Raw genomic sequence first — 24895 nt, forward strand, 5'->3', positions numbered from 1 at the left:
TAATGAAAAACAGCCCTGATTCGTTTCCGATTTCGCCGCATATTGCGGCTTTGCTTGAGCGTGCCGAAGCAGACCCGATTATTGATGAAGCGACAGGTCTGCAACAGGCACAACTCCTTCGACTTCAGTTGCTGAAAGCACAGTATGCGCATTTGCGGCGAGCGAATCAGGCGTTGTTAATTGTGATTGCCGGTATTGACGGTGTCGGTAAAGGCCGCTGCATTAATCTGTTGAATGAGTGGATGGATGCGCGTTATGTTCACACACTTGCTTTTGGTGAACCTGAAGTGCCCGCATCATTTATGCCACCGTTATGGCGCTATTGGCAACATATGCCTCCAAAAGGCACTACCGGAATTGTGTTCGGCTCGTGGTATCGGCCGTTATTTGAATTATTGAAGAAAAAGCGACCTGATTGGAAACAGGTGGAGGCGGTGACGCACGCCATTCGTGATTTCGAAACGACCTTAAGTCGTAACGGGGTACAGGTTGTTAAGCTTTGGTTTCACATGTCGAAGCAGGCCCAGCAGGCGCGCATAGATGGGTTGCTGGCTAACCCGGAGACTGCCTGGCAGGTAGAGTCGCTTGATTTCAAAGTACGTAAAAAATTCGATCGTGCGCGCCGTGCCGGGGCCGTGGCAATGAGCTTAACGCACGAACCGCGCATACCATGGCAAATTGTTCCTTCAGCGCATGATTTGTATCGGGTCATCAGCACAGCGCAAGCGGTACTCAAAGGCTTACGTAAACGGCCGTCGCCGAGTTGGCGTCCGGTTTATCCGTTCTGTTCAGAGCCGCCCGAGTCATTGTCTTGTATATCGCCCGTCTCGCTCGACGGAATTGATTTCTCAGCCAAGCTCAAGAAAGCCGACTATCAAAATCAATTGCCTGCTTTGCAAGGTCGGTTGGCACGTATGTTGCGCGACACGAAATTCAAAAATCGCTCACTGGTGCTGGTGTTTGAAGGCCAGGATGCTGCCGGTAAAGGGGGCGCGATTCGTCGTATTACGGCGGCATTGGATGCGCGCCAGTACCGGGCCATTCCCATTTCAGCGCCCACCGACGAAGAGCGGGCGCGCCCTTATTTATGGCGTTTTTGGCGGCGGTTGCCCAAGCCTGGGCGAATCGCTATTTTCGATCGTTCGTGGTACGGGCGTGTCTTGGTTGAACGGGTGGAGTCGTTTATAGAGCCGTTGCAGTGGGAGCATGCATACGACGAAATCAATCAGTTCGAACAGCAAATGATTGACAACGGTGCCATTGTGATCAAGTTCTGGCTGGCCATTACCAAAGAGGAACAACTGGAACGATTTCATGCGCGCCGGAAATCACCTTTTAAGTCTTTCAAAATAACGCCTGAGGATTGGCGTAATCGGCGCAAATGGGATGCATACTGGGTAGCAACGAATGACATGCTGGGCCGTACCCATACATCTCTTAGCCCTTGGCATCTCGTGTCGGCCAACGATAAACACCACGCGCGGATTACGGTGCTTGAAACCGTGGCGGCCCGCCTGGAGTCCGAATTGCAGGGTGCAGGTTAATATGTCGTCCTTTGGTTATATGAAGCTTGGGCAAAGTATGATTGCCAAGACTTGGCCTGATGGGGTTTTAAGCTGGGTAAAGGTTTTAGAATGAGTGTTGCAAAATTCGGTCGGCATATTTTTTTTGCGTTGTTGTTCTGTATTGTGCTGCAGCCGGCGTGGGCTGATATTCCTCCGCCCAGTCCCGACAAGCCAACGTTGGTGAATGTTGACCTGAAGCTTGAGGATATCAACGATATTAAGTTGGGCTCCGGCACCTTCGACTTAACTGCGCAGTTCGGTATGCGCTGGCATGATCCCCGTTTGGAGTTTGAACCGGAGCCCGGCAGACCGGGGCCGCGCATCTGGATGGGCGCGCGCGCGGAACAGCAGTTACAACAAATCTGGCATCCGATTATCGACGTTAATGGCGAAAAGGGGTTGTCAGTTGCACGGGTGTACTCGCTTAGTATCTGGCCCGATGGTCATGTGGAGTTGCGTGAGAAGTTCTCGGCAACGCCGCGTTTCGATGGTGAGCTAACATGGTTTCCATTTGGTCATTTAACGTTAAGCCTTACCTTAACCAGCGCGGCAATGGACCGCGGGCAAATCGAGTTTGAATTGGGTGAGCTGACACCGAAAGAGGATCTTGCAGCGGTTGATCGGGTTATTCACGGTAACTGGGTTCCCGAGGATGTGGGTTGGAGCGTTAGCGAACGTACTCGCATGGTGCATTCCAGCAACTTGTATCCACAAATCGACATTGATATTCGGGTGGAACATGATTTTCTTGACGGCGTTCACAAGGTTTTACTCCCTTTAATTGTTATCGCGTTGGCATCGTGGGGCCTGTTATGGCTCAACCCCACCGTGCAGCCTGCTTTTTCTTCACCAAGAATCGGGGGGACAACAACGCTGATACTCACTACCATTGCCTTGAAGTTTGTCTTGGGGCGCGAGTTGCCGGTGGTGCATTACTTAACGCTGGCCGACGTGTTGTTTAACGTCACCATCATTATGCTAACGATCAGTCTGTTAACTTCATGCCTGGTTGCCGCCGTGTTTACCGAAAGGGGGGCCGATGCGGCCCGCTCCCTGAATCGCATAATAGGGCGGTTGTATCCCTTTATTTATGTCGTGTTGCTTGTTGTGTCGATCCCTTTATTTATTGAATGATGCCGGTTAATTCTGCAAAGCGGTTTTGGGCAGGTTATTGTCTGGCGATTCTTGGCGCGATCTTCTTTTCGGCCAAGGGTGTTGTTGTCAAAATGACCTATCTTTACGAAGGGGTCGATGCCGTTACGATTATCGGCTTCAGAATGCTTCTTTCTGGGCCTATCTTTCTTGCGGTTGCTGCATACCAGGCGAACAAGGCGCGTAAAGGATTAATCCCGCGTCTGACCGTGCGTCAGCGCTGGCAAATTGTGCTGCTTGGCTTCATCGGTTATTACTTATCCAGTTTTCTCGCATTCCTGGGCCTGCAGACGATTTCGGCCGGTTTGGAGCGCGTGGTGTTGTACCTTTCGCCAACTTTCGTCCTGCTTATCACTGCATTGTATTTCAAGCGCCCGATTGCGCCGCGCCAGTGGTTGGCGCTGGCCTTATCATACGCAGGCGTTGTTTTTGTGTTCTTGCACGACTTATCGTTTGCCGGTCCGGCCGTGATTGTCGGCGCCGGGTTTGTGCTGGCGTCGGCCTTGTGTTACTCGGTATATTTGATTGGCTCGGCCGAAATTATCAAAGTGGTTGGGGCGACACGCCTGGTTGCCTATGCAATGTCAGTATCGGCTGCCTTTACAATTGCGCAGTTTTTCTGGGTCCATTCGTGGGCGGGCCTGCAACAGCCCTGGCCGGTTTATCAGTTATCTTTGATTCATGCCACGTTGAACACGGTTGCGCCCACATTCATGATTATGTGGGCCGTGGCTCGAATCGGAGCACCTTTAACGTCACAGCTTGGCCTTATCGGCCCCGTTTCGGTATTGTTTTTGGCGGCCTGGTTGCTGGGTGAGCCCATTACTGTGCTGCAACTTATTGGTACTGCCTTTGTGTTAACCGGTGTGATCGTACTGGGCCGGGGAAGGCGCTAGTTTGGCGCCTTGCTACGACCACCACGACAATGGGTTATGCGTTAAAGCGACACCAACAATATAGAAAAAGATCAGTACGGCAACGACTGCGGCAAGCGCGCGGGTTGTTGCGGTTTTGCCTTTCTTGATGGCGACCATGCCAACCGCAATGTAGAAAATAACACCAATGATCTTGGCCAGGATCCAGGTTTGGTGAAAGCCGATCATGAAGGCCAGGGCAAGGCCGCACACTAAAAGAATCGTGTCAACTACATGCGGTGCAATGCGCACAAACCGGCCCTGCAGTCTGGGCGAGCGCATGACCGACCAGTATGCGCGCACAATAAAGAACACCAGGCTGATAACGGCTGCGGTAACGTGCAGATGCTTCAGGATCGTATAAGAGAGCATGGCGGTGTCAGGCCGGCAGGTCGTTCGATATCGACCACTGACCGTTTCCTTTTAAGTTAAGTTGTTTGGCATGATGTCGAACCAGTGTACTGCGATGTCCGACGCTAATTAAGACGGTATCCGGTAAATGCCGGCGAATCAAGCGGTACATGGCGTCTTCCAGGCCTTCGTCCATTGCGGAAGTGGCTTCATCCAGGAAAGCAACTTTTGGGCGCGCCACCATCAGCCGACCGAACCCCAGCCGTTGTTGTTCACCCAACGACAAAATCCGGCTCCAGTCATTCACCTCATCGAGCCGGTCAGTTAAATGGCCCAGTTGAATTTGTTCCAGTATTTCGCGTGCCTGGGGGTCTTGATGCGTCGCCAAAGGGGTGACTGTGGAGGGAGTTTCGACCTGCTCATCCAGATTCTGGGGTGCTGAGCCGGAACTTGCCACTGCCGCCTCTTTCTGTTCTTCGCGGTCGATAAACAGGCCTTCCCGCGTGCTGACTATGTGCGGATAATACAAAGCCTGGCGCAGTGAGCCCAGTGGCAAGTACGGTTTTTGTGCCAGGAATAGCAGGTGGTCTTGAGGCCGTTCGATATCACCCTCACAGAAAGGCCACAGGCCGGCAATGGCACGTAATAGCGTTGTTTTGCCCGAGCCGGATGGCCCGCGAGTAAGCAGGGCATCGCCCGGCTTAAGGGAGAGGTCGAGTTTGTCTATCAGCAACCGGTTGTTGGGAGTGTGTACCGTTAAATTTCGGATGGTAAGGTGGTCTGCATGGTCATTAAGGTTGGGGCGGGGTAATTGCTGCGCCTCATCAATCGCCCGGTTGAATCCGGTTAGACGGTCGAGTGTTGCACGGTACGATGCGAACTCATCGTAGGCATTGCGGAAAAATGAAAGATTGTCTTGCAGGCGCCCGAATGCCTGTGCTGTCTGCATCAGATCGCCCAGCGTGATTTGCTCGGAGAAGAAGCGTTTGGCCTGAATAATGAATGGAAAAACAACGGCCGCCTGCGTAACCGAAAAGTTAAAACCCAAAAACTTCAATGATCGATACACAATCGCCCAGGCATTGCTGATCACTTGCGCAAATCGGCCGCGTAGGAGCGTGCTTTCCACTTTTTCCCCGGCGTAGAAAGCAATACTTTCTGAATATTCGCGTAACCTGACCAGTGCGTAACGATAGTCGGCATTGAAACGTTCATTCAAAAAGTTCAGCATGATCAACGGTCGGCCGATTCGAATTGCCAATAGGGTGGCCACCAAAACATAAATAAAAACCAGAAATACCATGGCACGGGGAATTTCAACGCCAAACAAGCCCAGCGGCCCCGACAAGCCCCATAAAATAAGGGTAAAGGCAACCGTTGATACCAGTGCGTCGACCACGCCCATGGACAGCGTCAGTGACGACTGCACGAATACCGTGACGTCGTATTGAATACGTTGGTCGGGGTTATCGACGCCTTTTTCCAGGTGCTGGGTGCGATAGTAGGATTGGCGGTCGAGCCAACGGCCAAGCAATTGGTTGTTCAGCCAGGTTCGCCAATGAATTGAAAATGCCTGCTGGACATAGTAGTCGAGTAGCGATCGCAAAACATGGACGGTGGCCAGGGCTGCAAACAACCACATTGCCAGCCAGAATGCCGCTTCATTCAAATCCTGAAGGGCGCTGTACATGGTGTTATACCAGTTTGAAAACAACACCTGTAAACGCACGCCGGCCAGGGTCAGGAGCAGAATAAAAGCAATGGTAAGAATGGGTTTCCAACTGCGTCGGGGGGAAAAATAGCCACCCGAAAGTTGCCAGAATTGACGCCCCCACACTGTGCGACGTGCCAGAAACCAAACCGTTAAACCGAAGCATATCAGCGTAACGACATATACTTGTGAAAGCCATATTGCACTGTCGATCAGTTCCTGCGTCCAGTTCATTCAGTTCACTCCGGCTTGCTACCGTGTTAGCGTTCGATTTTTGACTTGTAAAAAAAGCGGCCATAAAGCGATAATGGCCATCCAGTTTCAATAACTTTTAAAGGGTAGTCATGCCATACGTCACCATTACCACCACTTCAGGTTTGAACAATGTTCAGAAAAAGCAGCTGATTGAAAAATCCAGCGATGCCATTGTTCAGGTTTTGGGTTCCGCTTTGCCTTCAGTCCGCGTGATGTTACATGAATTGCCGGAAGGCCACTACCTGGATGGTGGGCAATGGGATGCGCCGGGCATTATTTTCCACGTCGACATGATTGAAGGGCGTACGGAAGAACAGAAAGCCGAGTTACTGGCGGCGTTTGGCAAGCTGGCCAACGAAGTAACAGGTTATTCTCAAGACCAGATTCACGGCATTTTGCATGACATTCTGAAAACGAATATTCGTGTAAAAGGCGGGCTTACCGCCAAGCAAGCCGGCCGCTAAGTGGCATTTTTGCGCTGTAACAGCTTACGGTGCTTAATGTTGCGAATAGGGTACACCCCGAACCAATTTGGTGCCGGGGTGTTTTTGAATGATTTAATAGCGGCCCAGGTTTTCAATGGCATCAACTACCAGGTTGGTGCCCACTGCCAACAGCAAGATGTCAGACGCAACACGCACGTAACGGTGTCCGTCGGGGGGCGGGCCCAAACGAATACGCAAGTGTCGATCCAGATCGTAATACGTAATGTCGGGGCCAAGCGGGTACCCCCTTCGCCATTTTTTTGCTTGCCCAGGGGGCATGCAGCCATTGCGTTTCATTGCCAGCCCGGGCGGGCAATGGCCGTAATAGTGTTCTTGGTAATAATCGCGCGCAAGCCTGCGATGTCGGTCACCGAAGAAAGATACATAAATATCGATTCCTGAGTAGCGGCGGTCATGGTAGTTTCGTCCACGGTCATAATGGCGATCGTGATGCCGCTTGTATCGTTCTGCTTGTCGATGTGCGCGTTTCTGGTGCTTGCCGCCATCCCAATGTTTGGCGGAATGGCCTTTGCCGTGATGCGGCCCTCGATGGTCTGGCCCTTTAGCCAGCGCCATCGAGGAAGCGATTGCCAGCGTTAACGCACTGATTACGGAGGTGGTTTTTGCAAATCGCATTGTTGAACCTCTTGTTATTAAGATGGTTCAAGTGTAGGAATTTTACGTATTACCTTGCGTTCCGATAATTATAAAAATGTTACTGCTGTTACGAGGTAATGCGTGTTGCAGCGCTGCGCGTGCCAAAGGCGAGTAAAAAGGTAAACGCCAAGGTTGGCAGTGCTGAGCCCAGGCCCGGCACCCAATGTCCTACACTGTGGTAGCACACAATGCCCAATATCCAGATTGTTGCAGCCGACCAGTCGGCCCGTTTATTGTTGTCTGCAATCGCACCCGTTCCAATACCGTGGCGCCCCAGAATCACGCCGTAAAGGGGTACGAAAATGGAACTTAACATCAGTAGAAACGGTTCAAGCGTGTGAATGGGTAAAACCGTGGCGAACACCATGCTGATAACCGCCAGCGTCATGCCCCAGCGCCTGATACTCCATTTTGGCAACAAACTATGGGTGGAGACCGACCCCGAATACAGGTCGCCGTAGGCGTTGTCCAGCTCATCGATCATGATCAGACCCAGTGCAACCAAGCCGCCTTGCGCCAGCAAAAGCGCGTTAACCAGACCTGCATCGGGCTCTGCAACACTGACGATGATGACCCCCAGGCTGTAGCACCAGATATTGGCAATGGCGTACCCCAACCAGGTGCCGCCCAGGGCACCTTTCGTGCTGCGGCCGTGGCGTGCGTAGTCGGCTACTAGCGGCAGCCAGGAAATAGGCATTGCAATGACCAGATCCATGGCCGAGAACAGCCCCATTTGGCCGTTACCCGGCCGATCCCAAACAGCGCTCAAGCCTTGTTCATTTAGCAACACCAGGAATTGCCAGCTAAGCCACAGTAAGGACAAAATGACCAGAGGCAGGGCAAATCGCGCAATGAGTTTGCGTACCAGCTTAATCATGGATCCTGCCAGCAATGCCAGCAGAATAGCCCCCCAAAACAGGGTGATTACAATGACGCCCAAGGTGCCGCTCAACTCCAGCCCGAAAGCCTGATTTGCAATGGCGGTGGTACCTTCTCGCATAATCACCATTTCGAAGGTGGTCCAGCCCAGAAGCTGCACAATATTCAGAATGACAGGTAGACGAGCGAAATGACTGCCGTACGTGCGGTGTATCAACCCCGCACTCGACAATCCACTGCGGCAACCGGTTCGGGCAACCCAGGCGAGCAGGCCGGCGCCAATAATCGAGCCGCAGATAATTGCGATAGCGGCGTCGCGCGTGCCCACTGATGGGACAAGGTAGGCCCCCACTTGCATGACCAACAGTCCAACGCCCAGGCTGAACCATAGTGAAGCATGTTCGTGCCAGCCGAAAACGCGGTCGGATTCGGGAACAGGGGTAAGGGCCTGGTTGGTTGAAGAAGAGGTGTTCATAGCGGGCAACTTTCCAAAAATGCAGGGGCGACAGCCCCGCCAGGAAAGTTGCACGAATGCCATTCAAGACGAAGGTCGCTTTCCTGCGCGAGGATGATCTCAACAGGTTCCAAGGGACTCTCTCAGACGCCTACGGTAAATGACCGGGCGACACCCCTAGCGATAACGTGGCAAATTGTACCGATTTCAGAGAAAAAAGAAAGTGTTTCTGAAAAAGGAGTTAGACGTGTTTGATGATATTGAAGCTGAGGCGGTTCTGGCTATCGCGCGAAACGTCGTAGCTAAGCCTTTCATCAATGGAGTTGTCGGGGTGGAAGGTCAGGATGACAGGGTTGATTTGTTCGATTTCCGATTCGGTAACGTAAACCGAATTGCAAATGATAATTTCGTCGCCTTTCTGGCAGGTGCGAGCCGCTGCACCATTCAGAATGCAACACTGCGAACCGCGCTCGCCATATATCACATAGGTACTGATACGCGCACCGGAATTTTTATTCCAGATGTCGACAAACTCCATTGGCAGAATCCCTGCTGCCTCACAGTGATCCGGGTCCAGAGTGATGGATCCGTGGTAATCGAGATCGGCTCCGGTGACGCGAATGCCGTGCAACTTACCGGCGACAACTTTTCTCACTTTCATTCTCGGAAAAGGTTAATTGGGGGGATATTGTAGTGCTTTTGTGCGTGTTTGCAGCAGGAAAGCAACATCCGTGAACGTTGACGCGTTGAAAATGGATTTCTCCTACTTTAATATTATTTGATTATTTTTTAATGTTAATTTAATTAACATAACTCTTCTTTTTGCTTGAAGGTACTTGAATGTTTGCTTTGGTCGAAGCCTGGCATGCCGGTTTATTCAGGCGTCGTTACTGGCTTCCCAATATCGTGGCAGGCCTGATCGTCGGCGTGGTGGCACTTCCGTTAGGTATGGCGTTTGCCATTGCTTCCGGGGTAAAGCCGGAGCAAGGCTTGTATACGGCAATTGTCGCGGGCTTGTGCGTGTCAGTGTTCGGCGGCAGCCGGGTGCAAATTGCGGGGCCCACCGGTGCATTTATTGTTATCTTGGCCGATATTGTTGCGCGCCATGGTATCGATGGTTTGCAAATCGCGACGCTCATGGCGGGCGCTATTCTGGTATTGCTTGCACTTTTTCGTTTGGGCGGCGTGATCCCGTATATTCCCCCTCCTGTGATCATTGGCTTTACCGCCGGTATTGGTGTAATTATCTGGGTTGGACAATGGAAAGACTTTTTCGGTTTGCCGGTTGCACCTGAAGGGCATTTTCACCAAAAGTTATGGGCGTTAGTTCAGGCGTTTCCTGATCTAAGCTGGGCTGTCACCGCCGTAGCGTTGGTGTCATTGGTGTTGGTGGTTGTGCCAAGATGGTTGCCTTACCGGTTGGGTCGTATTCCCGGGCCATTGTTAGCCTTGGTTGTCCTGACGCTCATGCAGGCGTTGTTTGGATTTGAATGGTTGCCGACGATCGGTTCCGTGTATGGCGATATTCCCAGGGCGTTGCCAACGTTTCAAAGCCTCGATTGGGACTATGCGCGCTGGCTTCAATTGTTGGGCCCGGCATTGGCCATTGCCATGTTGGGCGCAATTGAGTCACTTCTTTCCGCTTCAGTCGCTGATCGCATGGCGGGAACACGCCACCATTCGAATCGAGAGCTGTTTGGGCAAGGGTTGGCTAATATTTTTTCCCCTTTGTTCGGCGGGTTCGCGGCAACCGGCGCCATCGCACGCACGGCAACCAATATCCGCAGCGGCGGGTCAAGCCCCATCGCCGGTATCGTCCATGCCGTGACGTTAATCCTGATTATTCTTGTTTTGGCGCCTTACGCCGGCCATGTTCCACTTGCAACATTGGCTGCAATATTGTTCGTCGTGGCATGGAATATGAGTGAAATACCGCATGCATTGACACTTTTTCGTCGTGCGTCGTGGCTCGATACGTTGACGTTGCTGGTTACCTTCGCTCTAACCGTATTTTTCGATTTGGTCGTGGCGGTGTGTGTAGGGGTGGTGTTGTCGTGGCTGCAGTTTATTCCCCGGCTGAAACCACACAAAAATACAACGGGTTAATTATTGGTTTTTACCGTGTTAGGCGGTTCAGTTGGTTCCGAGGTGTAATTGACGCCGTGATCAGCCAGATAACCACGAATCAGTTGCCTGACAACCTGCGACGGGGTGATGTCTTGGGCGGCGCACAGTTGTTCGAACGCTTCTTTTTTGCGCGGGTCGATCAGCACTGTGAGCCGGGCCGTTTTGTTTTCCATAATAGTACGCCTGGCTATTTAAGCATGAGATATTCGGTGGGATTGTCGGGGCACGCACCCAAGCCGCATTCTAAAAAAGTGGAAGCGAGATTGCCCACGATCATGAGCACGAACAACCACATTATTAAGCGAACCATCCCGTTGGGTGGTGTGGTAACAACGGTGCCGTTCAGGGTGCGGTCAAGCATTAGCATAACTGCGCAGTAAGCAATAATGATTACGAACAGAATGAGAGCCCAGGTATAGAAGTGCATGCCAAGAAAAGGGCTGCCGAATCCTGGATCGCCCGGTGCGATGTGCAGCAAAGTTTGGCGACCGGAGGCGATTGCACCACCAATGGCCGATAAAATTGTAATGCCGTAATGCATGGGCGACGAACCGAAACGGGCGTTCAGCAAAAAGCCGATCCCCACCAGCATGAAAGCCACGCGCTGAAGCAGGCAAAGGGGGCAGGGTAGTTCGTTATACGCAAACTGCCAGACAAAAGCGAAGGCCAGTACGAAAGTAATTCCGATCAGCCCCAACGTATTCAGAAAACGGGGAAAAGTGAATGCAGCACTAACGTGATAATTGCTCATGGTAGCCTTAGAGTGAAATCGGCAAAGAGTCAGTCATGTGGTATTGGCACCATGCAATAAATATAACGAATGTTATAAACCACGCCCACAGGCAGGCGCGCCGTTTGCCCATAACGCCGAGCCAGGCGGCGATGGCGCCGGTGAGAAATGGCAAAACCATGATCATTTTGTGTCCCCTATTTTCAATGCCACATAATGTAACGGCATTTTCCCGCATAAATGTATCAGGGTTTGCCGCAGGTTACGATTGCACTGCAGGAAATTCATCGTCGCTCATGAAAGCATACCGAATTGCATCAATCAAGCTGATTATGACGACCAGAGGCGCGAACACCCACAAAATAATCAAATAAATAATTCCCCAGCCGATCTGGCCCAGATAAAAACGGTGGGCGCCCAGCCAGCCCAGGAAAATTGCCAGGATAATCGCCATTTTGCGGGTGCTGACGCCACGGGCCAGTTTTTCACCCTGATGCCGAATGAGCCAAACGCTGATTGGAACGGTTAAAACCAATGCAATGATAATTTTGGTGAAATGCGTGCGAACAAATATTTCAACCGCGTACCAGACATCCGCGAAATTATGGATAACCAGGCCGGTTAAGTGGTTGAGCCAACGCAGCATTTGGGTACCCACTGTTTCGCCAAAGGTGAGTGCGACCAAAACAATGATGAAGACTGCAATAGGGATCAGGGCTTTACGCAGCATAAATATCTCGATGTTTCCGTGTTCGAAGAGTGCTCATAGTTTAGCGGTTGCGCCGGCGGAAGGAGTGAGTTTCCATAGGCTGGTTACTTCGCGGGCGCGCGCTTCATATAAAGGGTCGTTTGTATTTTTGGATTTCGCGTGTCCGGGCTTGGTGTCAAGGCGCTCAATGACGCGTAAGCCAAGCTTTTCAGCCAAATAGGGTATGAAGTCTGGTGGGCGAAGTTGAATAAGTTCGGCCAGGTTCGACATCACCAGCCATACTTGGCCGTTTGGATTCAGGTGTTGTGTTACTTGCGATAAAAACCTTTCCAGCATTTCGTTGCCGGGATCATATACCGCGGCTTCTATTGGCGATGTTGGGCGTGCGGGTATCCAAGGTGGATTGCAGACGATCAAATCGGCGAGTGCGGGTTGCGGCGGGAATAAGTCGGCCTGAACCAGCCGAATGGCATGTTGAAGCTTTAGACGCGCGAAATTCTCAGCGGCACAAATAATGGCATCTTCACTGGTATCGGTAGCGATAACTTCCGGGACGCCGCGTTGCGCGAGAATGGCCGCGATGACTCCGCTACCCGTTCCGATGTCGAATGCGCACTGAGTGTTCGCCGGCAGTTTCGCGGTCTGGATCAGGTTCAGATATTCTCCCCGCACCGGTGAAAAAACGCCGTAGCGAACATGAATAGGCTCGGGCAGTGCGGGAATATGGACCCCTTTGTTTTGCCAGGCGTAGGCGCTGAGCGCACCTTGAACCATACGAAGCGGGATCAGGGTTTCGTTTGAGAGTTCGCCGAAGGCCGCCTCACATGCGCCTCGAAGATCGGGCGCTCGTTTCAAGTCGAGTGCGTATTCAGGGCCCACTTTAATAAGTAGTCGGTTTAAAAGGCTGGCCTTTTGAGACTGAAACATGCGATAGCGGTGAAACGCCTCTGCGTTAATGGGCCCTGACTGCTGTTTGCGTTTTTTATCGGTGCGCCGCTTTAAGGCTGACAGCAATTGAATGCCATTGTGGTAATCGCCCGACCAAAGCAGATGCGCGCCTTGGTTGATCCATTGATAGGCGTTGTCGGCAGTGCAATCGTCGGCGATTGGGTATAAATGCTTTGGGGTGATGGTTGGCAGGGGCGTGGGCATAACACTAAATTATTGAGGAACACAGGCTTGGCGAACAGCAAACTCCCATTGGGCCATTTTCCCGGCAGCCTCGTCGCGTGTCATTGAAGGCGTGAAACAAGTGTCAGTCTGCCACAATTCGGCCAGTTCGTCGGTGTGGCTGTATATTCCCGCGTTCAAGCCCGCCAACCATGCGGCGCCCAAGGCGGTTGTTTCGGTTACCGCCGGACGAATAACCGGGATACCCAATAAGTCGGCCTGAAATTGCATTAATAAATTATTGCTGCTGGCGCCACCGTCTACCCGCAGTTCTGAAAGCTCCGCCCGCGCGGTTGCTTGGGCATCGCGATTCATTGCTTGTAATAGCGCGGTACTTTGGAACGCAATACTCTCAAGTGCTGCGCGGGCAATATGTGCGAGTGTCGTGCCGCGTGTTAGCCCGGTAATGGTGCCTCGGGCATCGGGTTGCCAATAGGGAGCGCCCAATCCCGAGAAAGCCGGAACGACGGTAACCCCGCCGTTATCGGGCACACTGCGGGCTAGCTTTTCGATATCGGCGCTACGTTCGAAAGCGTGCAAGCCGTCGCGCAGCCACTGAACGACGGCACCGCCTACAAAAACACTGCCCTCGGCGGCATAACTGGGTGAGCTCAACGTTGATTGTGCATTAAGTGTGGTGATCAACCCATTAGCTGATAGCTGAAATGTGCCGCCTGAGTTCATCAGGGCAAAGCAGCCGGTGCCGTAGGTATTTTTAGCCATGCCCGGTTTAAAACATGCCTGGCCGAAAAGGGCGCTTTGTTGATCGCCTGCCATTCCATTTATGGGAATTGGGTGGCCAAGCCATTGCGGGTCGGCAAAACCAAATTGATGCGCGGACGGGTGAACTTCCGGAAAATATGAGGATTTCAGTTCGAACAAATCAAGCAGCAATGTGTCCCAATGGTTTTCGCGAATATTGAAAAGCAAAGTGCGCGATGCATTGGTTAAATCGGTAGCGAAATTGGCGCCTTTGGTTAGGTTCCAGAGTAGCCAGGAATCAACGGTTCCCAGTGCCAGGTGGCCGGCGTCGGCGCAGGCCTTTGCGGCAGGTATGTGGTCGAGTATCCACTTGGCTTTGCCCGCCGAGAAATAGGCGTCGATACGCAAACCGCTGCGCGATTGGACCAGAGCCTCGTGCCCGGATTCTATAAGTTGTTCACACAAGGCTTGTGTGCGCCGGTCTTGCCAGACCAGTGCCGGGCACAATGGCTCGCCGGTTAGCCGGTTCCAGGCAACCAGTGTTTCTCGTTGGTTTGTTATTCCAATGGTCAGAATATCCCGGGCGGAAATGCCGGCGCGTGCAATGACATTTTGCGCCGTTTCGAGCTGGGTACGCCAAAGTGCATGGGGGTCGTGTTCCACCAAGCCGGGAGCGGGAAAACCAGGCAACACTTCTTTTTGATCAATGGCAATTAATTGCCCGTGCGTGTCGAACAACACGCTGCGCGAGCTTGAAGTGCCTTGATCAAGTGCCAGTAAATATTTTCTACTCATACATTAAAATTAAATTTAAGTAAATGGGCTTTAAGGCCTAGTCCATTAGTCATCGGTTGTGTTGTACATTTTGTTCGTCATAAAACAAAACTTAACAATTTAAGTTGGCTTAAAAAGAGCGAAAAAGCCTAAGTATTTGTTTTTATTTAATAATTTTTGGTTTGCCTTCGTCTCTTCTAGTTGCAACTTACTTTGGGCTAAGTGTTTTTCGATATTTTGAGCAATTGGGTGAATCTAGGCCTTTTGGTCTAAGTTTCTGATTTATATGAAAAATGGCCTATTTGTTTTAAATGATTTTTCATTTGTTACCAGCTGTTTGTCATAATCTTGTCGAGATGTTTCACTAGAATTTGAGCCAATCCAATTGTCTCTATCTTTAAAGGAATACTACCGTGTCAGTTCAAACAAATAACATTACGCAGGATATTCAGGAAGTCAACCTGTCGTATCTTATGCTGGCCCAACGTTTGTTACGCGATAACCTGGCAAGCGGTATGTTCCGCCTGGGTATTGGTAAAGATGCCGCCGATATTCTTTTGCAACTTTCTCCGGCACAGTTGGTTCGCCTGGCAAGTTCAAGTTCATTGGTTTGCGGTTTCCGCCTTGATGATGCGGCATTGCTTACTTCTTTAACACGCGGTGTGCTCGACGGCGTTTTGCAGCAAGCTCACTCCACTATATTGCTGTCGCGTCGCGAAGAAGTTGCGGCTTCGTGATAAAGCCGTCTGATTCGTTCTAAGGATATCGTCATGGCCATTAAAAGCGTCGCTAAAGAAGCCGAAGAAATAATGCTGGCTTCACAAATGGTTTCGTTGGGGGCCCGTCTCCAAGTGCTTCAGGCGGAAACTTCGCTTAGTTACGACCGGCTCGCGAAACTTTATCGCGAAGTTAAAGGTTGCTCGCCTCCCAAGGGAATGTTGCCATTCTCGGTTGATTGGTTCATGACGTGGCTTCCTAATATTCATTCAAGCCTTTTTTACAATATTTATTCGTATATTCACGAGCATACGCCTTCAAAGAACGCTTACGCGCTTATTGAGGCCTACAAGGTTTACCTGGAGCAGGCCGGGGCCGGTCGCGGTGGCGTTGATACTTCGGAGCCCTTGCTGAGTTTTACCCGTGCCTGGATGTTGGTTAGGTTTTTTGAAAGTGGTCTGTTGCAATTATCTCAGTGTGAGCGTTGTACAGGGCATTTTGTTGCGCATGCCCACGACCCTCAGAAAGGCTTTGTTTGCGCGATATGCCGGCCCCCACCGAGAGCGGGTAAAACACGCGCCAATCGCGCGCGTCGCAAGGCCGAGGAGCCGGTTGTAACCGTTTGAATGCCCTGTTTGGTTTTTTAGCCGCCGGATTTAGGTGTAAAAATGCCCGTTGACGGGCATTTTTATTTTGGGTGAATCAGGCGATGATAGTGCGCTCATAGGATTAATCAGAGGTTTACCCGTGCTGATATTGTTAGGTTTTGTCATCGTCTTTGTGTCGGTTTTCGGCAGCTATGTGGGGTTGGGAGGCTATCTTGGCGCCTTGTATCAGCCGTTCGAATTCGTTTTAATTGGGGGCGCGGCGCTGGGTGCCTACCTGGCGGCGAACAACATGCGCTCCATCAAGCTGTTGCTCAAGGCCATCCCGGGAATATTTCGCCGCACGCCTTACGACAAAGCCCTGTATATGGAACTTATGGCGCTGCTTTTTGTATTGTTGAACAAAGCGCGTCGCGACGGCCTGATGACGATTGAGGCCGACATCGAAGAGCCGGATAAAAGTCCGGTTTTTGCGGAGTATCCCCGAATTTTGAAAGATCATCATTTGGTCGAGTTCATAACCGACTATATGCGTTTGATGATTAGCGGCAATATGAGTCCCTTTGAAATCGAAACCTTAATGGACCAGGAGCTGGATGCCCACCATCAGGAAGTCAGCGTTCCATCGCGTGCTTTATCGGTTGTTGCCGATGCGCTTCCCGCCTTCGGGATCGTAGCAGCGGTGCTGGGCGTCATTAAAGCGCTGGCCTCGGTTGATCAGCCTCCTGCCGTTTTGGCCGATCTTATTTCCAAAGCCATGGTCGGGACGTTTTTGGGTATTTTGCTGGCCTACGGGTTTGTGGCACCGGCCGCTTCAGCCATGGAGCGGCGCAACGAAGCTTCGTTGAAGGTGCTTGAGTGCATTAAAGTTACATTACTTGCCTATATGAACGGTTACCCGCCGCAGTTGGCGGTTGAGTTCGGGCGCAAGGTGTTGTTCTCTGATGAGCGTCCGTCGTTCCAGGAACTGGAAGAGCATGTGCGTCAGGCGCGCTCGGCAGGTCGTAAGTAAACAGGGGGAACCTCATGAGTGATGCGCCCCGGATCGTTATACGCCGCAAGCGCCGTGAACACGCCGCCCATCATGGGGGCGCGTGGAAGATTGCCTATGCCGATTACGTGACGGCGATGATGGCTTTTTTTCTTGTGATGTGGCTGGTTGCGCTTATCCCGCGGGAGAGTCTAGGGGAAATGGCCGAGTATTTCCGCATGCCGTTAATGGATGCCATTCGTGGCGGTGAGCGAACCAATGACAGTAAATCGATTATTCCTGGGCAGTCGCCCAGCGTGATTCCGAATAAGAACCCCTTGCCGGTGCGCCCCGCGAATCAGGAGAACGACCAGCGCGATACGCAACGACTGCAGGATTTGAAAACCCAGCTCGAAGCGCTCATCGATACTGATCCGGTCTTGCGCCAGTTTCGCCCACAATTGCTGCTCGATATGACACCGGAAGGCTTACGCATTCAAATCGTCGATCAACAAAATCGGCCCATGTTTCAAATCGGTAGTGCGGTGGTGCAACCTTATATGCGTACCATCTTGCGTGAGCTTGGCCCTTTGTTTAACCAAATTTCAAATTCGGTGACCATTTCAGGGCATACCGATGCACAACAGTATGCGCGCGGCGAACGTGCCTACAGTAATTGGGAGTTGTCAGCCGACCGGGCCAACGCGGCACGTCAGGAATTAGTGGCCGGCGGCATGCAAGAAGGTAAGGTCAAACGCATCCTTGGTTTGGCCTCAACCGTTAATCTAATTAAAGATGATCCCAATGCCGCCGTTAACCGTCGTATTAGCTTGGTAGTACTCAATCAGCGCACCGAGCGTCGAATCGATCAAGAAAATGCCACAGGTAATTTGTCGGTCGATGCGCAAGGCAATGTCGCTGAAGCTGTTGAAAATTCCATGGGGGCGTCGGGCTCCGAAGCGGTAACAGGGGCCCGATCGCCGGAAAGCAACCAAACGCGGTAAAGAAGGATACTTATGAGCGAAGGTGTCGACCTTAGCCAGTTCTACGACATGTTTTTCGATGAAGCGGATGAACTGCTCGCCGAAATGGAGCAAACACTGCTTCAATTGAATATAGAACAGCCCGACATAGATCAATTAAATGCCATTTTCCGGGCTGCGCATTCAATTAAAGGTGGGGCGGGTACTTTTGGCTGTTTTGGTGAACTGGCCAATACCACTCATTTGCTCGAGAACCTGCTCGACGCCTTGCGCATGGGCGAGATGGCTCTGCGTAAAGACATGATTGACCTTTTCCTGGAAACGAAAGACGTGTTATCTGATCAAGTGTCTGCATATCGCAACGGTGAGCGACCCGATGAACAGGCTTATGAGCGCATTTGCCGGCAATTGCAGCAGTTGGCTGTTGAGGAAAAAGGGGGGCAGGTTATGGATTTGCCTGATCCGAACGCAGGGCAGACGCAGTCTGAACCTGCGGTTGAGACAAGTTCCGCGCAAGTGTCCTTGGAACCTGATGCCGCCTCGCCGGCGCAAACGGGACCACTACATATTACGTTGTTGCGATTAAACGACAAAGATGCCGCATCGCTAGAGGCCGAAATGGCTCTGATGGGTTCCATTTTGCATCGTGAACGTCATGGCGACACCCTGCAGCTATGGCTTGAAACGACCGAGACCGCCGCTGACATTGAGGCGGTCTGTTGTTTTGTCATCGATGCCGGCCAAGTAACAGTCGTTCATGCTGCGTTGCCGTCAGACTCGGCAAGTGAAGATGAAAAGCCGATAGCCGATGCCGCTGTTGAACCGGCACACGTCGATACTAACGTGGCCGACAACGTAACCGATGTGCTGGTGGCCGACTCCCCGGGTGCTCAGCGTGATGCGGCCCGTGCAGTCTCTAAAGAGTCAACATTACGGGTGGGGGTTGAAAAGGTTGATCAAATCATCAACTTGGTTGGTGAGTTGGTTATCACCCAGGCGATGCTGGTTCAAACGGCGTCTTCGCTTGATCCCGTTATACATGATCGTTTGCTGAATGGTATCGAGCATCTCGAGCGCAACGCAAGGGACTTGCAGGAAGCGGTGATGTCGATTCGCATGATGCCAATGGATTACGTGTTCAGCCGCTTTCCCCGTGTCGTGCGGGAATCGGCAGCCAAGCTGGGCAAGCAAATTCGCCTGACGACCAAAGGTCAGGCCACGGAGCTGGATAAAAGCCTGATTGAACGCATTATCGATCCCTTAACGCATTTAGTGCGCAATAGTATCGACCACGGCATTGAGGCGCCCGAAGTGCGTGCTGCAAACGATAAACCAGTCGAAGGTAATTTAACGTTGTCCGCTCAGCACTTGGGTGGGCAGATTGTAATTGAGGTTGCCGATGACGGCGGTGGCCTGAGCCGCGAGCGCATCTTGCGAAAGGCTGCCGAGCGCGGCATGCCGGTTAGTGACAGCACGCCGGATGAAGAAGTCTGGCAATTGATCTTTGCACCTGGGTTCTCCACCGCCGAAAAAGTAACCGAGATATCGGGTCGGGGTGTGGGTATGGATGTGGTACGCCGCAATATTCAAGACATGGGTGGGCATATCCAGCTTAGCTCACGGCCTGGGCAGGGCACGACAACACGAATCTTTCTGCCGCTAACGCTCGCCATTCTTGACGGTATGTCAGTTCAGGTGGGACAGGAGATTTTTGTGTTGCCGCTTAGCCACGTTACCGAATCATTGCAGCCAAGCGCTGAGCAAATACACCATATTTCGCAAACCGAACAAGTACTGCATGTTCGGGGAGAATACCTCCCGCTCGTAGCGCTGCATGACATTTTCAATGTTGAGGGAGCCCAAACAGATATCAACCAGTCGATTGCGGTTATTTTACAGGCCGAGGAAAGCCGGTTTGCCCTGCTGGTCGACCATTTGGTGGGTCAGCAACAAGTGGTGGTCAAGAACCTGGAAGCCAATTACCGGAAAATCCCCGGCATATCAGCTGCCACCATTCTGGGTGACGGTAGTGTTGCGCTGATTGTTGATGTGTTTGCCTTAATGCGCATGACGCGTAACAAGGGCGTTACCCCCAGCCCCAATATGACTGTTATCGGAGAACATTATGCTTAATGACGCGCAGAACAAAGCCGGCTCCACTGAGGGTGATGGCAAGGAATATCTTATTTTTACCCTTGCCAACCAGGAGTATGGTATCGATATCCTGAAAGTTCAGGAAATTCGTGGATACGACGATCAAAGCGTCACCCGTATTGCCAACGTCCCTTCTTTTATCAAGGGCGTAACCAATTTGCGTGGCGTTATCGTGCCCATTGTCGACATGCGTATCAAATTCAACCTGGATAACGTGGAATATAACCAGCAAACTGTTGTGGTTATTCTGAATATTGCCTCGCGGGTTGTGGGCGTGGTTGTTGACGGCGTATCCGACGTTTTAATGTTGAATCCATCGCAAACCAGTGCCGCGCCGCAGTTCGGCACGGCTTTTTCCACGGAGTATTTAACGGGCATCGGCACCGTCGGCGAACGTATGATTATTCTGGTCGATATTGAAAAACTCATGACCAGCAATGAAATGGCGCTGGTAGAGCAGGCTGTTACCTGATAAGCGGCATAAATTGACTACGACATCATTGTTTGCTCAACTGGCGCCTAGCGTGCTGGCCGTTGAGCCGGAAGAGTTTGAGCGTGCCGCGCGTATGTTGAAGGCACGCACCGGTATTTTGCTGGGTGAACATAAACGTGAAATGGCGATTCGCACGCTGGGTATGCGGGCGCGTCGAATGGGCGCTGAAAGCGTAGGTGCTTATTTGTCTGTTTTGGCGCAAAGCCCCGATTCGGCTGAATGGCATGATTTCGTGAACGCTTTCACCATCAACCATACCGCTTTTTTTCGCGAACAGCATCATTTTGAAATATTGAAAAAGTTCGTTCGAACCCGAAGCAAGCCCATATCAATTTGGTGTGCAGCGGCCTCGACCGGTGAGGAGCCATATTCGCTAGCGATGACTTTGCGTGAGGCGCTACCGGCCGCGCAGGGGCAGTGCCGCGTTTGGGCTACCGATATCGATACTCAGGCCATCGCCCGGGCACGTAAAGGTGTTTATACCCTGGAGCGCGTCAAGGATATTCCCGAGGAATTACTCAAAAAGTATTTTCTTAGAGGTACGGCGGCTAAAGCGGGGTTGGTCAGGGTCAAGCCAATACTGCGCGACATGATCGATTTTGAACCGTTGAATCTGCTCGACTCCCGTTGGCCCGTTGACGGTAAGTTCGATGCGATATTTTGTCGTAACACCATGATCTACTTCGATCGCGACACGCAAAGCGTGCTGCTCGACCGCTTTGCCCCCTTATTGAAAAAAGATGGCTTATTGTTTGCCGGACATTCGGAAAACTTCACCTATCTGACAAAACGCTTCAAGCTGCAAGGGCAAACAGTGTATACGGCGGTGGGTTAAGGTACGGTTTTGGGTGTTTGAATGAAAAAGGTAGTTGAATGAGCAAGATTCGGGTTTTGTGTGTCGATGATTCTGCGTTGGTGCGTGGTTTGATGAAGGAAATCATCAACGGGCAGCCCGATATGGAAGTCGTGGCGGTTGCGCCGGACCCTTTGGTTGCGCGGGAGTTGATCAAACAGCGTAATCCTGACGTCCTGACGCTTGATGTTGAAATGCCGCGGATGGACGGGCTTGATTTTCTCGAGCGTTTAATGCGGTTGCGGCCTATGCCTGTAGTGATGGTGTCGTCGCTGACTGAACGTAACTCAGAGGTGACGATTCGTGCACTCGAGTTGGGTGCAGTCGATTTTGTTACAAAGCCCAAGCTGGGCTTGCGCGATGGTTTGGTTGAATATAGTGACCTGATCGCCGAGAAGATTCGGGTGGCCGCCAAGTCGCGTCCGAAACCACGTCCGGCTACAGATAAAGGCGACACCCCGCGCCGTTTAAGTCCAGTTTTTTCGACTACGGAAAAGTTGATCGCGATTGGCGCTTCAACAGGGGGAACTGAGGCGATTCGCCAAGTGCTCATGCCGATGCCGGCGAATAGCCCTGCAGTTCTCATCACGCAGCATATGCCGGCTGGGTTTACGCGCTCTTTCGTACAGCGCCTTGATAATATTTGCGCAGTGAGCGTTCATGAGGCGCAAGACGGAGAGCGAATACTGCCGGGGCATGTGTATCTTGCGCCAGGCGGCGTAGCGCACATGAAGTTGGCGCGTTCGGGCGCCAATTATGTTATCCATTTGGAAGAAACCGAGCCGGTGAATCGGCATCGACCATCGGTCGATGTACTGTTTCACTCGGTGGCGGAAGTGGCGGGAAAAAATGCCGTGGGCGCACTTTTAACCGGGATGGGTAAAGATGGTGCCCAAGGCATGCTGGCCATGAAGCAGGCGGGCGCGACCACCTTCGCGCAAGATGAAGCCAGTTGTGTTGTATTCGGGATGCCTCGCGAAGCGCTGCTAATAGGTGCGACGGATCAGGCCGTGCCCTTGTCGCAAATGAGCGAGACCTTGCTTGGTAGTGCCGGCGCGTACGGACATCGGGTTTAATTTTTATTGCGTTTGCATTTAGCGTATTCAATTTTTTGGGAGTGCAAAGTGGTACAGAAAAACATCAAGATTCTGGTGGTGGATGATTTTCCAACCATGCGCCGAATTATTCGTAACTTATTGAAAGACCTGGGTTTTGAGAATGTCGACGAGGCCGAGGACGGGCAGATGGGGTTGGATAAGGTTCGCGATAACAATTTTGACCTTGTCGTATCCGATTGGAACATGCCCAATATGGACGGCCTATCGATGTTGCAGGCAATTCGCGCGGATGAAAAGCTCGGTAAGACGCCTGTGCTCATGGTGACCGCCGAAGCCAAGAAGGAAAATATTGTTGCAGCAGCCAAGGCAGGTGCAAACGGTTACGTGGTTAAACCCTTCACTGCGGCAGTGCTAGAGGAGAAAATCAACAAGATCTTTGACAAGCAGGGTGGGTAGGGGGCCGTATGTCGACAGAGAGCAATCACATAAAACCAGGCGCAGACGCCAATGCGCCTGAACTTATTCAACAGGTCGCCAATGTTACGCGTATGTTGCGCGAAAGTATGCGTGAACTGGGACTCGATCGCGCGATTACCGAGGCCGCCGACGCCATTCCCGATGCGCGTGAGCGTCTGGACTATGTGGCGCATAAAACCGAACAGGCGGCCACGCGGGTGTTGAATGTCGCCGAAGAAATGCAGCCCGCTCAGGAAGAGATGCAAAAAAGGGCTGAAGCGTTGGATCAGCGCTGGCAGGCATGGTTCGATCAACCCGCCGAGCTGGCGCAAGCGCGTGAGCTGGTAGACGACACGCGTTCATTACTGCAGGATATTCCCGACAGAACGAAAGTGGCGCAGCAGCAAATTCTGGAAATCATCATGGCGCAAGATTTTCAGGATCTGACGGGCCAGGTCATTTCCCGTATGCTGGGCGTCATTAATTCCATAGAAACTGAACTCATCCAGGTGCTGATCAGCCACTTACCGGAAGAAGAGCGAGAAGCCAAACGCAAGGAAATTGGCCAACTGTTGAACGGCCCGCAGATTAAACCTGCTGAGAAGCCGGATGTGGTCTCAAACCAGGATCAGGTCGACGATTTGTTGTCCAGCCTGGGGTTCTAGTTCCCCCTTTGATTCCGGGCGGGTTGCCGTGGAATCATCCGAGGTCGGTGGAATTAAGCGGTTTTATAGGCGTTACTTCGCCGATAGGTAAAACAAGGCCGCCCATACAATGGGCCGTCATTTGTTCTATCTGTTGTTTGCCGCAAGCAGTTTTCACCCATGGCCGAGGAAAGCGATCTCGAAAAAACCGAAGCCGCAACGCCCAGGCGCCTTGAAAAGGCGCGAGAAGAAGGGCAGGTTGCGCGCTCTCGTGAGCTTAATACCCTGATGCTTCTGGCGGGCGGGGTGGCGGCGCTATGGTTTCTGGGCGCTGAGTTTTATCGCGTTTTACGGGGTGTGATCCGGTCTGGCATGGCTTTCGATGTGCGTGTGGGAACCGATGTGGGTGTCATGACAAGCCAGGCGGTGAATGCGGCCTGGGAAGCCCTGGTGCTTTTATTTCCTGTTTTCGGTGCGCTGGTGGTTCTGGCCGTTATTTCCTCTGTGTCATTGGGCGGGTTACTGTTCTCTGGTAAGGCCCTGCAACCGAAGTTTGAACGGTTGAACCCTTTGAAAGGCGTGATGCGTCTGTTTTCCGCGCAAACGCTCGTCGAGTTACTGAAAACCATTGCAAAAGCCATTGTGATCGGAGGTATCGCGGCGGTGGTGATTTGGTCGTATCAGGATCAAATGATCGCACTAATGTATGCGCCTACAACGCAGGCGCTCGCAGCCGGGATGCGCCTGGTCGCGCTTTGTTGTGCACTGATCGTGGCGGCGCTGTTACTTATTGTGCTAATTGACGTGCCATGGCAGTTGTACAGCCACCATAAAAAACTGCGTATGAGCCGGCAGGACGTCAAGCAGGAACACAAAGAGAGCGACGGGGATCCTCACGTAAAGGCCAGGATACGTCAGCAGCAGCGAGCCATGGCGCGCCGTCGCATGATGGCGGAAGTACCGAAGGCCGATGTGGTCGTCACTAATCCGACGCATTACGCCGTTGCATTGAAATATGAAGCCGGCGGGTTTGGTGCGCCGTGTGTGGTTGCCAAAGGGTCAGGTCTGATTGCCGCACGCATTCGAATGTTGGCTCAAGAGCACGATGTTCCGCAGCTGAGCGCGCCGCCGCTTGCGCGCGCGCTGCATGAGCACGTTGAGTTAGGCCAGGAAATTCCTGCCGAGCTGTATAAAGCGGTGGCTGAAGTATTGGCCTGGGTATTCCAGTTGCGCAGCTGGAAGGAAGGGTTGGCCGCAGAGCCGCAGCACCCCGCCGATTTACCTGTTCCCGACGCGCTGGACCCGCAGGCTAATGGTGCCACCTGAA

The 24895-nt window shown here is 52.2% G+C and carries 26 protein-coding genes, 1 pseudogene and 1 riboswitch; of the genes and pseudogenes, 16 read left to right on the forward strand and 11 right to left on the reverse strand.

Features of this window, described 5'->3' with window-relative positions:
* Positions 1–2: 2 nt before the first annotated feature.
* From pap to G9Q38_RS08475, 3 genes are all read left to right on the forward strand, one after another.
* Entirely contained in the window at positions 3–1544 is a 1542-nt protein-coding gene (gene pap, locus G9Q38_RS08465) for a polyphosphate:AMP phosphotransferase (RefSeq protein ID WP_228276087.1), read from the forward strand.
* Positions 1545–1634: 90 nt separating this feature from the next.
* The gene (locus G9Q38_RS08470) at positions 1635–2699 is read left to right on the forward strand and encodes a ligand-gated ion channel (RefSeq protein ID WP_166129857.1); all 1065 of its coding nucleotides are present in this window, start codon (positions 1635–1637) and stop codon (positions 2697–2699) included.
* The gene (locus G9Q38_RS08475) at positions 2696–3613 is read left to right on the forward strand and encodes a DMT family transporter (RefSeq protein WP_114419701.1); all 918 of its coding nucleotides are present in this window, start codon (positions 2696–2698) and stop codon (positions 3611–3613) included. The genes G9Q38_RS08470 and G9Q38_RS08475 overlap by 4 nt, the downstream gene beginning before the upstream one ends.
* Before the next feature lie 12 nt (positions 3614–3625).
* Here G9Q38_RS08475 and G9Q38_RS08480 read toward each other — a convergent pair whose 3' ends face one another.
* Both G9Q38_RS08480 and G9Q38_RS08485 read right to left on the reverse strand, forming a co-directional pair.
* Positions 3626–4003, reverse strand: a complete 378-nt coding sequence (locus G9Q38_RS08480) for a SirB2 family protein (protein ID WP_166129860.1) — start codon at positions 4001–4003, stop codon at positions 3626–3628.
* Positions 4004–4010: 7 nt separating this feature from the next.
* Positions 4011–5927, reverse strand: coding sequence for an ABC transporter ATP-binding protein/permease (locus G9Q38_RS08485; protein ID WP_166129862.1), 1917 nt, complete (start codon positions 5925–5927; stop codon positions 4011–4013).
* A gap of 110 nt (positions 5928–6037) precedes the next feature.
* On the opposite strand from G9Q38_RS08485, the gene G9Q38_RS08490 reads away from it, so the two are divergent.
* Entirely contained in the window at positions 6038–6412 is a 375-nt protein-coding gene (locus tag G9Q38_RS08490; RefSeq protein ID WP_114419698.1) for a tautomerase family protein, read from the forward strand.
* Positions 6413–6505: 93 nt separating this feature from the next.
* Here the strand turns inward: G9Q38_RS08490 and G9Q38_RS08495 are convergent, their stop codons facing one another.
* The 3 genes from G9Q38_RS08495 to panD form a co-directional block, all read right to left on the reverse strand.
* On the reverse strand, positions 6506–7069 hold the full coding sequence (locus tag G9Q38_RS08495; RefSeq protein ID WP_166129865.1) for a hypothetical protein: 564 nt from the start codon (positions 7067–7069) through the stop codon (positions 6506–6508).
* Between the two features lie 88 nt (positions 7070–7157).
* On the reverse strand, positions 7158–8444 hold the full coding sequence (locus G9Q38_RS08500; RefSeq protein ID WP_166129868.1) for a purine-cytosine permease family protein: 1287 nt from the start codon (positions 8442–8444) through the stop codon (positions 7158–7160).
* Between the two features lie 63 nt (positions 8445–8507).
* Positions 8508–8612: riboswitch (TPP riboswitch) on the reverse strand.
* A 52-nt stretch (positions 8613–8664) separates the two neighbouring features.
* Positions 8665–9084: an aspartate 1-decarboxylase gene (gene panD / locus G9Q38_RS08505; RefSeq protein WP_228276089.1), complete on the reverse strand. Its 420-nt coding sequence runs from the start codon at positions 9082–9084 to the stop codon at positions 8665–8667.
* Positions 9085–9263: 179 nt separating this feature from the next.
* On the opposite strand from panD, the pseudogene G9Q38_RS08510 reads away from it, so the two are divergent.
* Positions 9264–10502: pseudogene (locus G9Q38_RS08510) on the forward strand (SulP family inorganic anion transporter); the annotation flags it as partial.
* Positions 10503–10525: 23 nt separating this feature from the next.
* Here the strand turns inward: G9Q38_RS08510 and G9Q38_RS08515 are convergent.
* Genes G9Q38_RS08515 through glpK form a run of 6 tightly spaced genes read right to left on the reverse strand, consistent with a single transcriptional unit; the run spans position 10526 to position 14656 of the window.
* Positions 10526–10723: a ribbon-helix-helix protein gene (locus tag G9Q38_RS08515; RefSeq protein ID WP_114419694.1), complete on the reverse strand. Its 198-nt coding sequence runs from the start codon at positions 10721–10723 to the stop codon at positions 10526–10528.
* Between the two features lie 14 nt (positions 10724–10737).
* Positions 10738–11301, reverse strand: a complete 564-nt coding sequence (locus tag G9Q38_RS08520; RefSeq protein WP_166129873.1) for a disulfide bond formation protein B — start codon at positions 11299–11301, stop codon at positions 10738–10740.
* Between the two features lie 7 nt (positions 11302–11308).
* Positions 11309–11518: a DUF5993 family protein gene (locus G9Q38_RS15295; protein WP_370523839.1), complete on the reverse strand. Its 210-nt coding sequence runs from the start codon at positions 11516–11518 to the stop codon at positions 11309–11311.
* A 24-nt stretch (positions 11519–11542) separates the two neighbouring features.
* Positions 11543–12010, reverse strand: coding sequence for a TM2 domain-containing protein (locus G9Q38_RS08525; RefSeq protein ID WP_166129876.1), 468 nt, complete (start codon positions 12008–12010; stop codon positions 11543–11545).
* Positions 12011–12043: 33 nt separating this feature from the next.
* A complete protein-coding gene (locus G9Q38_RS08530; RefSeq protein ID WP_166129879.1) occupies positions 12044–13141 on the reverse strand; it encodes a methyltransferase in 1098 nt (365 codons plus the stop codon).
* 9 nt (positions 13142–13150) lie between these two features.
* On the reverse strand, positions 13151–14656 hold the full coding sequence (glpK, locus tag G9Q38_RS08535; RefSeq protein WP_166129881.1) for a glycerol kinase GlpK: 1506 nt from the start codon (positions 14654–14656) through the stop codon (positions 13151–13153).
* 392 nt (positions 14657–15048) lie between these two features.
* Here glpK and flhD point away from each other — a divergent pair, with 392 nt between their 5' ends.
* The 11 genes from flhD (at position 15049) to flhB (ending at position 24894) form a co-directional block, all read left to right on the forward strand.
* The gene (flhD, locus tag G9Q38_RS08540; RefSeq protein ID WP_114419689.1) at positions 15049–15372 is read left to right on the forward strand and encodes a flagellar transcriptional regulator FlhD; all 324 of its coding nucleotides are present in this window, start codon (positions 15049–15051) and stop codon (positions 15370–15372) included.
* A 33-nt stretch (positions 15373–15405) separates the two neighbouring features.
* Positions 15406–15978 carry a flagellar transcriptional regulator FlhC gene (flhC, locus tag G9Q38_RS08545; RefSeq protein WP_166129884.1) on the forward strand — a complete coding sequence of 191 codons (573 nt, stop codon included), beginning with the start codon at positions 15406–15408 and terminating at the stop codon, positions 15976–15978.
* Between the two features lie 121 nt (positions 15979–16099).
* Positions 16100–16969 (forward strand): flagellar motor stator protein MotA, encoded by an 870-nt coding sequence (motA, locus tag G9Q38_RS08550; RefSeq protein ID WP_166129887.1) that lies wholly within the window; start codon positions 16100–16102, stop codon positions 16967–16969.
* A 14-nt stretch (positions 16970–16983) separates the two neighbouring features.
* Complete coding sequence (gene motB / locus G9Q38_RS08555) at positions 16984–17931, forward strand: flagellar motor protein MotB (RefSeq protein WP_114419687.1); 948 nt, start codon at positions 16984–16986, stop codon at positions 17929–17931.
* Between the two features lie 12 nt (positions 17932–17943).
* The gene (gene cheA, locus G9Q38_RS08560; protein ID WP_166129889.1) at positions 17944–20043 is read left to right on the forward strand and encodes a chemotaxis protein CheA; all 2100 of its coding nucleotides are present in this window, start codon (positions 17944–17946) and stop codon (positions 20041–20043) included.
* Positions 20036–20536, forward strand: a complete 501-nt coding sequence (locus tag G9Q38_RS08565; RefSeq protein WP_114419685.1) for a chemotaxis protein CheW — start codon at positions 20036–20038, stop codon at positions 20534–20536. Before cheA ends, G9Q38_RS08565 begins: the two co-directional genes overlap by 8 nt.
* 13 nt (positions 20537–20549) lie before the next feature.
* Positions 20550–21392, forward strand: coding sequence for a CheR family methyltransferase (locus G9Q38_RS08570; protein WP_228276091.1), 843 nt, complete (start codon positions 20550–20552; stop codon positions 21390–21392).
* A 38-nt stretch (positions 21393–21430) separates the two neighbouring features.
* Complete coding sequence (locus G9Q38_RS08575; protein WP_166129892.1) at positions 21431–22486, forward strand: protein-glutamate methylesterase/protein-glutamine glutaminase; 1056 nt, start codon at positions 21431–21433, stop codon at positions 22484–22486.
* A gap of 48 nt (positions 22487–22534) precedes the next feature.
* Positions 22535–22924 (forward strand): chemotaxis response regulator CheY, encoded by a 390-nt coding sequence (cheY, locus tag G9Q38_RS08580; protein ID WP_114419683.1) that lies wholly within the window; start codon positions 22535–22537, stop codon positions 22922–22924.
* A gap of 8 nt (positions 22925–22932) precedes the next feature.
* Positions 22933–23589 carry a protein phosphatase CheZ gene (gene cheZ / locus G9Q38_RS08585; protein WP_166129895.1) on the forward strand — a complete coding sequence of 219 codons (657 nt, stop codon included), beginning with the start codon at positions 22933–22935 and terminating at the stop codon, positions 23587–23589.
* Between the two features lie 159 nt (positions 23590–23748).
* Complete coding sequence (flhB, locus tag G9Q38_RS08590; protein ID WP_166129898.1) at positions 23749–24894, forward strand: flagellar biosynthesis protein FlhB; 1146 nt, start codon at positions 23749–23751, stop codon at positions 24892–24894.
* Position 24895 lies beyond the last annotated feature (1 nt).

Source organism: Pusillimonas sp. DMV24BSW_D (genome assembly GCF_011388195.1).
In the GTDB taxonomy this organism is placed as follows: Bacteria; Pseudomonadota; Gammaproteobacteria; order Burkholderiales; family Burkholderiaceae_B; genus Neopusillimonas; species Neopusillimonas aestuarii.

Excerpts from the sequence above, each read along its gene's own strand:
- pap (WP_228276087.1), top strand. The coding sequence starts at position 3 with ATGAAAAACAGCCCTGATTCGTTTCCGATTTCGCCGCATATTGCGGCT.
- G9Q38_RS08470 (WP_166129857.1), top strand. The coding sequence starts at position 1,635 with ATGAGTGTTGCAAAATTCGGTCGGCATATTTTTTTTGCGTTGTTGTTC.
- G9Q38_RS08475 (WP_114419701.1), top strand. The coding sequence starts at position 2,696 with ATGATGCCGGTTAATTCTGCAAAGCGGTTTTGGGCAGGTTATTGTCTG.
- G9Q38_RS08480 (WP_166129860.1), bottom strand. The coding sequence starts at position 4,003 with ATGCTCTCTTATACGATCCTGAAGCATCTGCACGTTACCGCAGCCGTT.
- G9Q38_RS08485 (WP_166129862.1), bottom strand. The coding sequence starts at position 5,927 with ATGAACTGGACGCAGGAACTGATCGACAGTGCAATATGGCTTTCACAA.
- G9Q38_RS08490 (WP_114419698.1), top strand. The coding sequence starts at position 6,038 with ATGCCATACGTCACCATTACCACCACTTCAGGTTTGAACAATGTTCAG.
- G9Q38_RS08495 (WP_166129865.1), bottom strand. The coding sequence starts at position 7,069 with ATGCGATTTGCAAAAACCACCTCCGTAATCAGTGCGTTAACGCTGGCA.
- G9Q38_RS08500 (WP_166129868.1), bottom strand. The coding sequence starts at position 8,444 with ATGAACACCTCTTCTTCAACCAACCAGGCCCTTACCCCTGTTCCCGAA.
- panD (WP_228276089.1), bottom strand. The coding sequence starts at position 9,084 with ATGAAAGTGAGAAAAGTTGTCGCCGGTAAGTTGCACGGCATTCGCGTC.
- G9Q38_RS08515 (WP_114419694.1), bottom strand. The coding sequence starts at position 10,723 with ATGGAAAACAAAACGGCCCGGCTCACAGTGCTGATCGACCCGCGCAAA.
- G9Q38_RS08520 (WP_166129873.1), bottom strand. The coding sequence starts at position 11,301 with ATGAGCAATTATCACGTTAGTGCTGCATTCACTTTTCCCCGTTTTCTG.
- G9Q38_RS15295 (WP_370523839.1), bottom strand. The coding sequence starts at position 11,518 with ATGCGGGAAAATGCCGTTACATTATGTGGCATTGAAAATAGGGGACAC.
- G9Q38_RS08525 (WP_166129876.1), bottom strand. The coding sequence starts at position 12,010 with ATGCTGCGTAAAGCCCTGATCCCTATTGCAGTCTTCATCATTGTTTTG.
- G9Q38_RS08530 (WP_166129879.1), bottom strand. The coding sequence starts at position 13,141 with ATGCCCACGCCCCTGCCAACCATCACCCCAAAGCATTTATACCCAATC.
- glpK (WP_166129881.1), bottom strand. The coding sequence starts at position 14,656 with ATGAGTAGAAAATATTTACTGGCACTTGATCAAGGCACTTCAAGCTCG.
- flhC (WP_166129884.1), top strand. The coding sequence starts at position 15,406 with ATGGCCATTAAAAGCGTCGCTAAAGAAGCCGAAGAAATAATGCTGGCT.
- motB (WP_114419687.1), top strand. The coding sequence starts at position 16,984 with ATGAGTGATGCGCCCCGGATCGTTATACGCCGCAAGCGCCGTGAACAC.
- cheA (WP_166129889.1), top strand. The coding sequence starts at position 17,944 with ATGAGCGAAGGTGTCGACCTTAGCCAGTTCTACGACATGTTTTTCGAT.
- G9Q38_RS08565 (WP_114419685.1), top strand. The coding sequence starts at position 20,036 with ATGCTTAATGACGCGCAGAACAAAGCCGGCTCCACTGAGGGTGATGGC.
- G9Q38_RS08575 (WP_166129892.1), top strand. The coding sequence starts at position 21,431 with ATGAGCAAGATTCGGGTTTTGTGTGTCGATGATTCTGCGTTGGTGCGT.
- cheZ (WP_166129895.1), top strand. The coding sequence starts at position 22,933 with ATGTCGACAGAGAGCAATCACATAAAACCAGGCGCAGACGCCAATGCG.
- flhB (WP_166129898.1), top strand. The coding sequence starts at position 23,749 with ATGGCCGAGGAAAGCGATCTCGAAAAAACCGAAGCCGCAACGCCCAGG.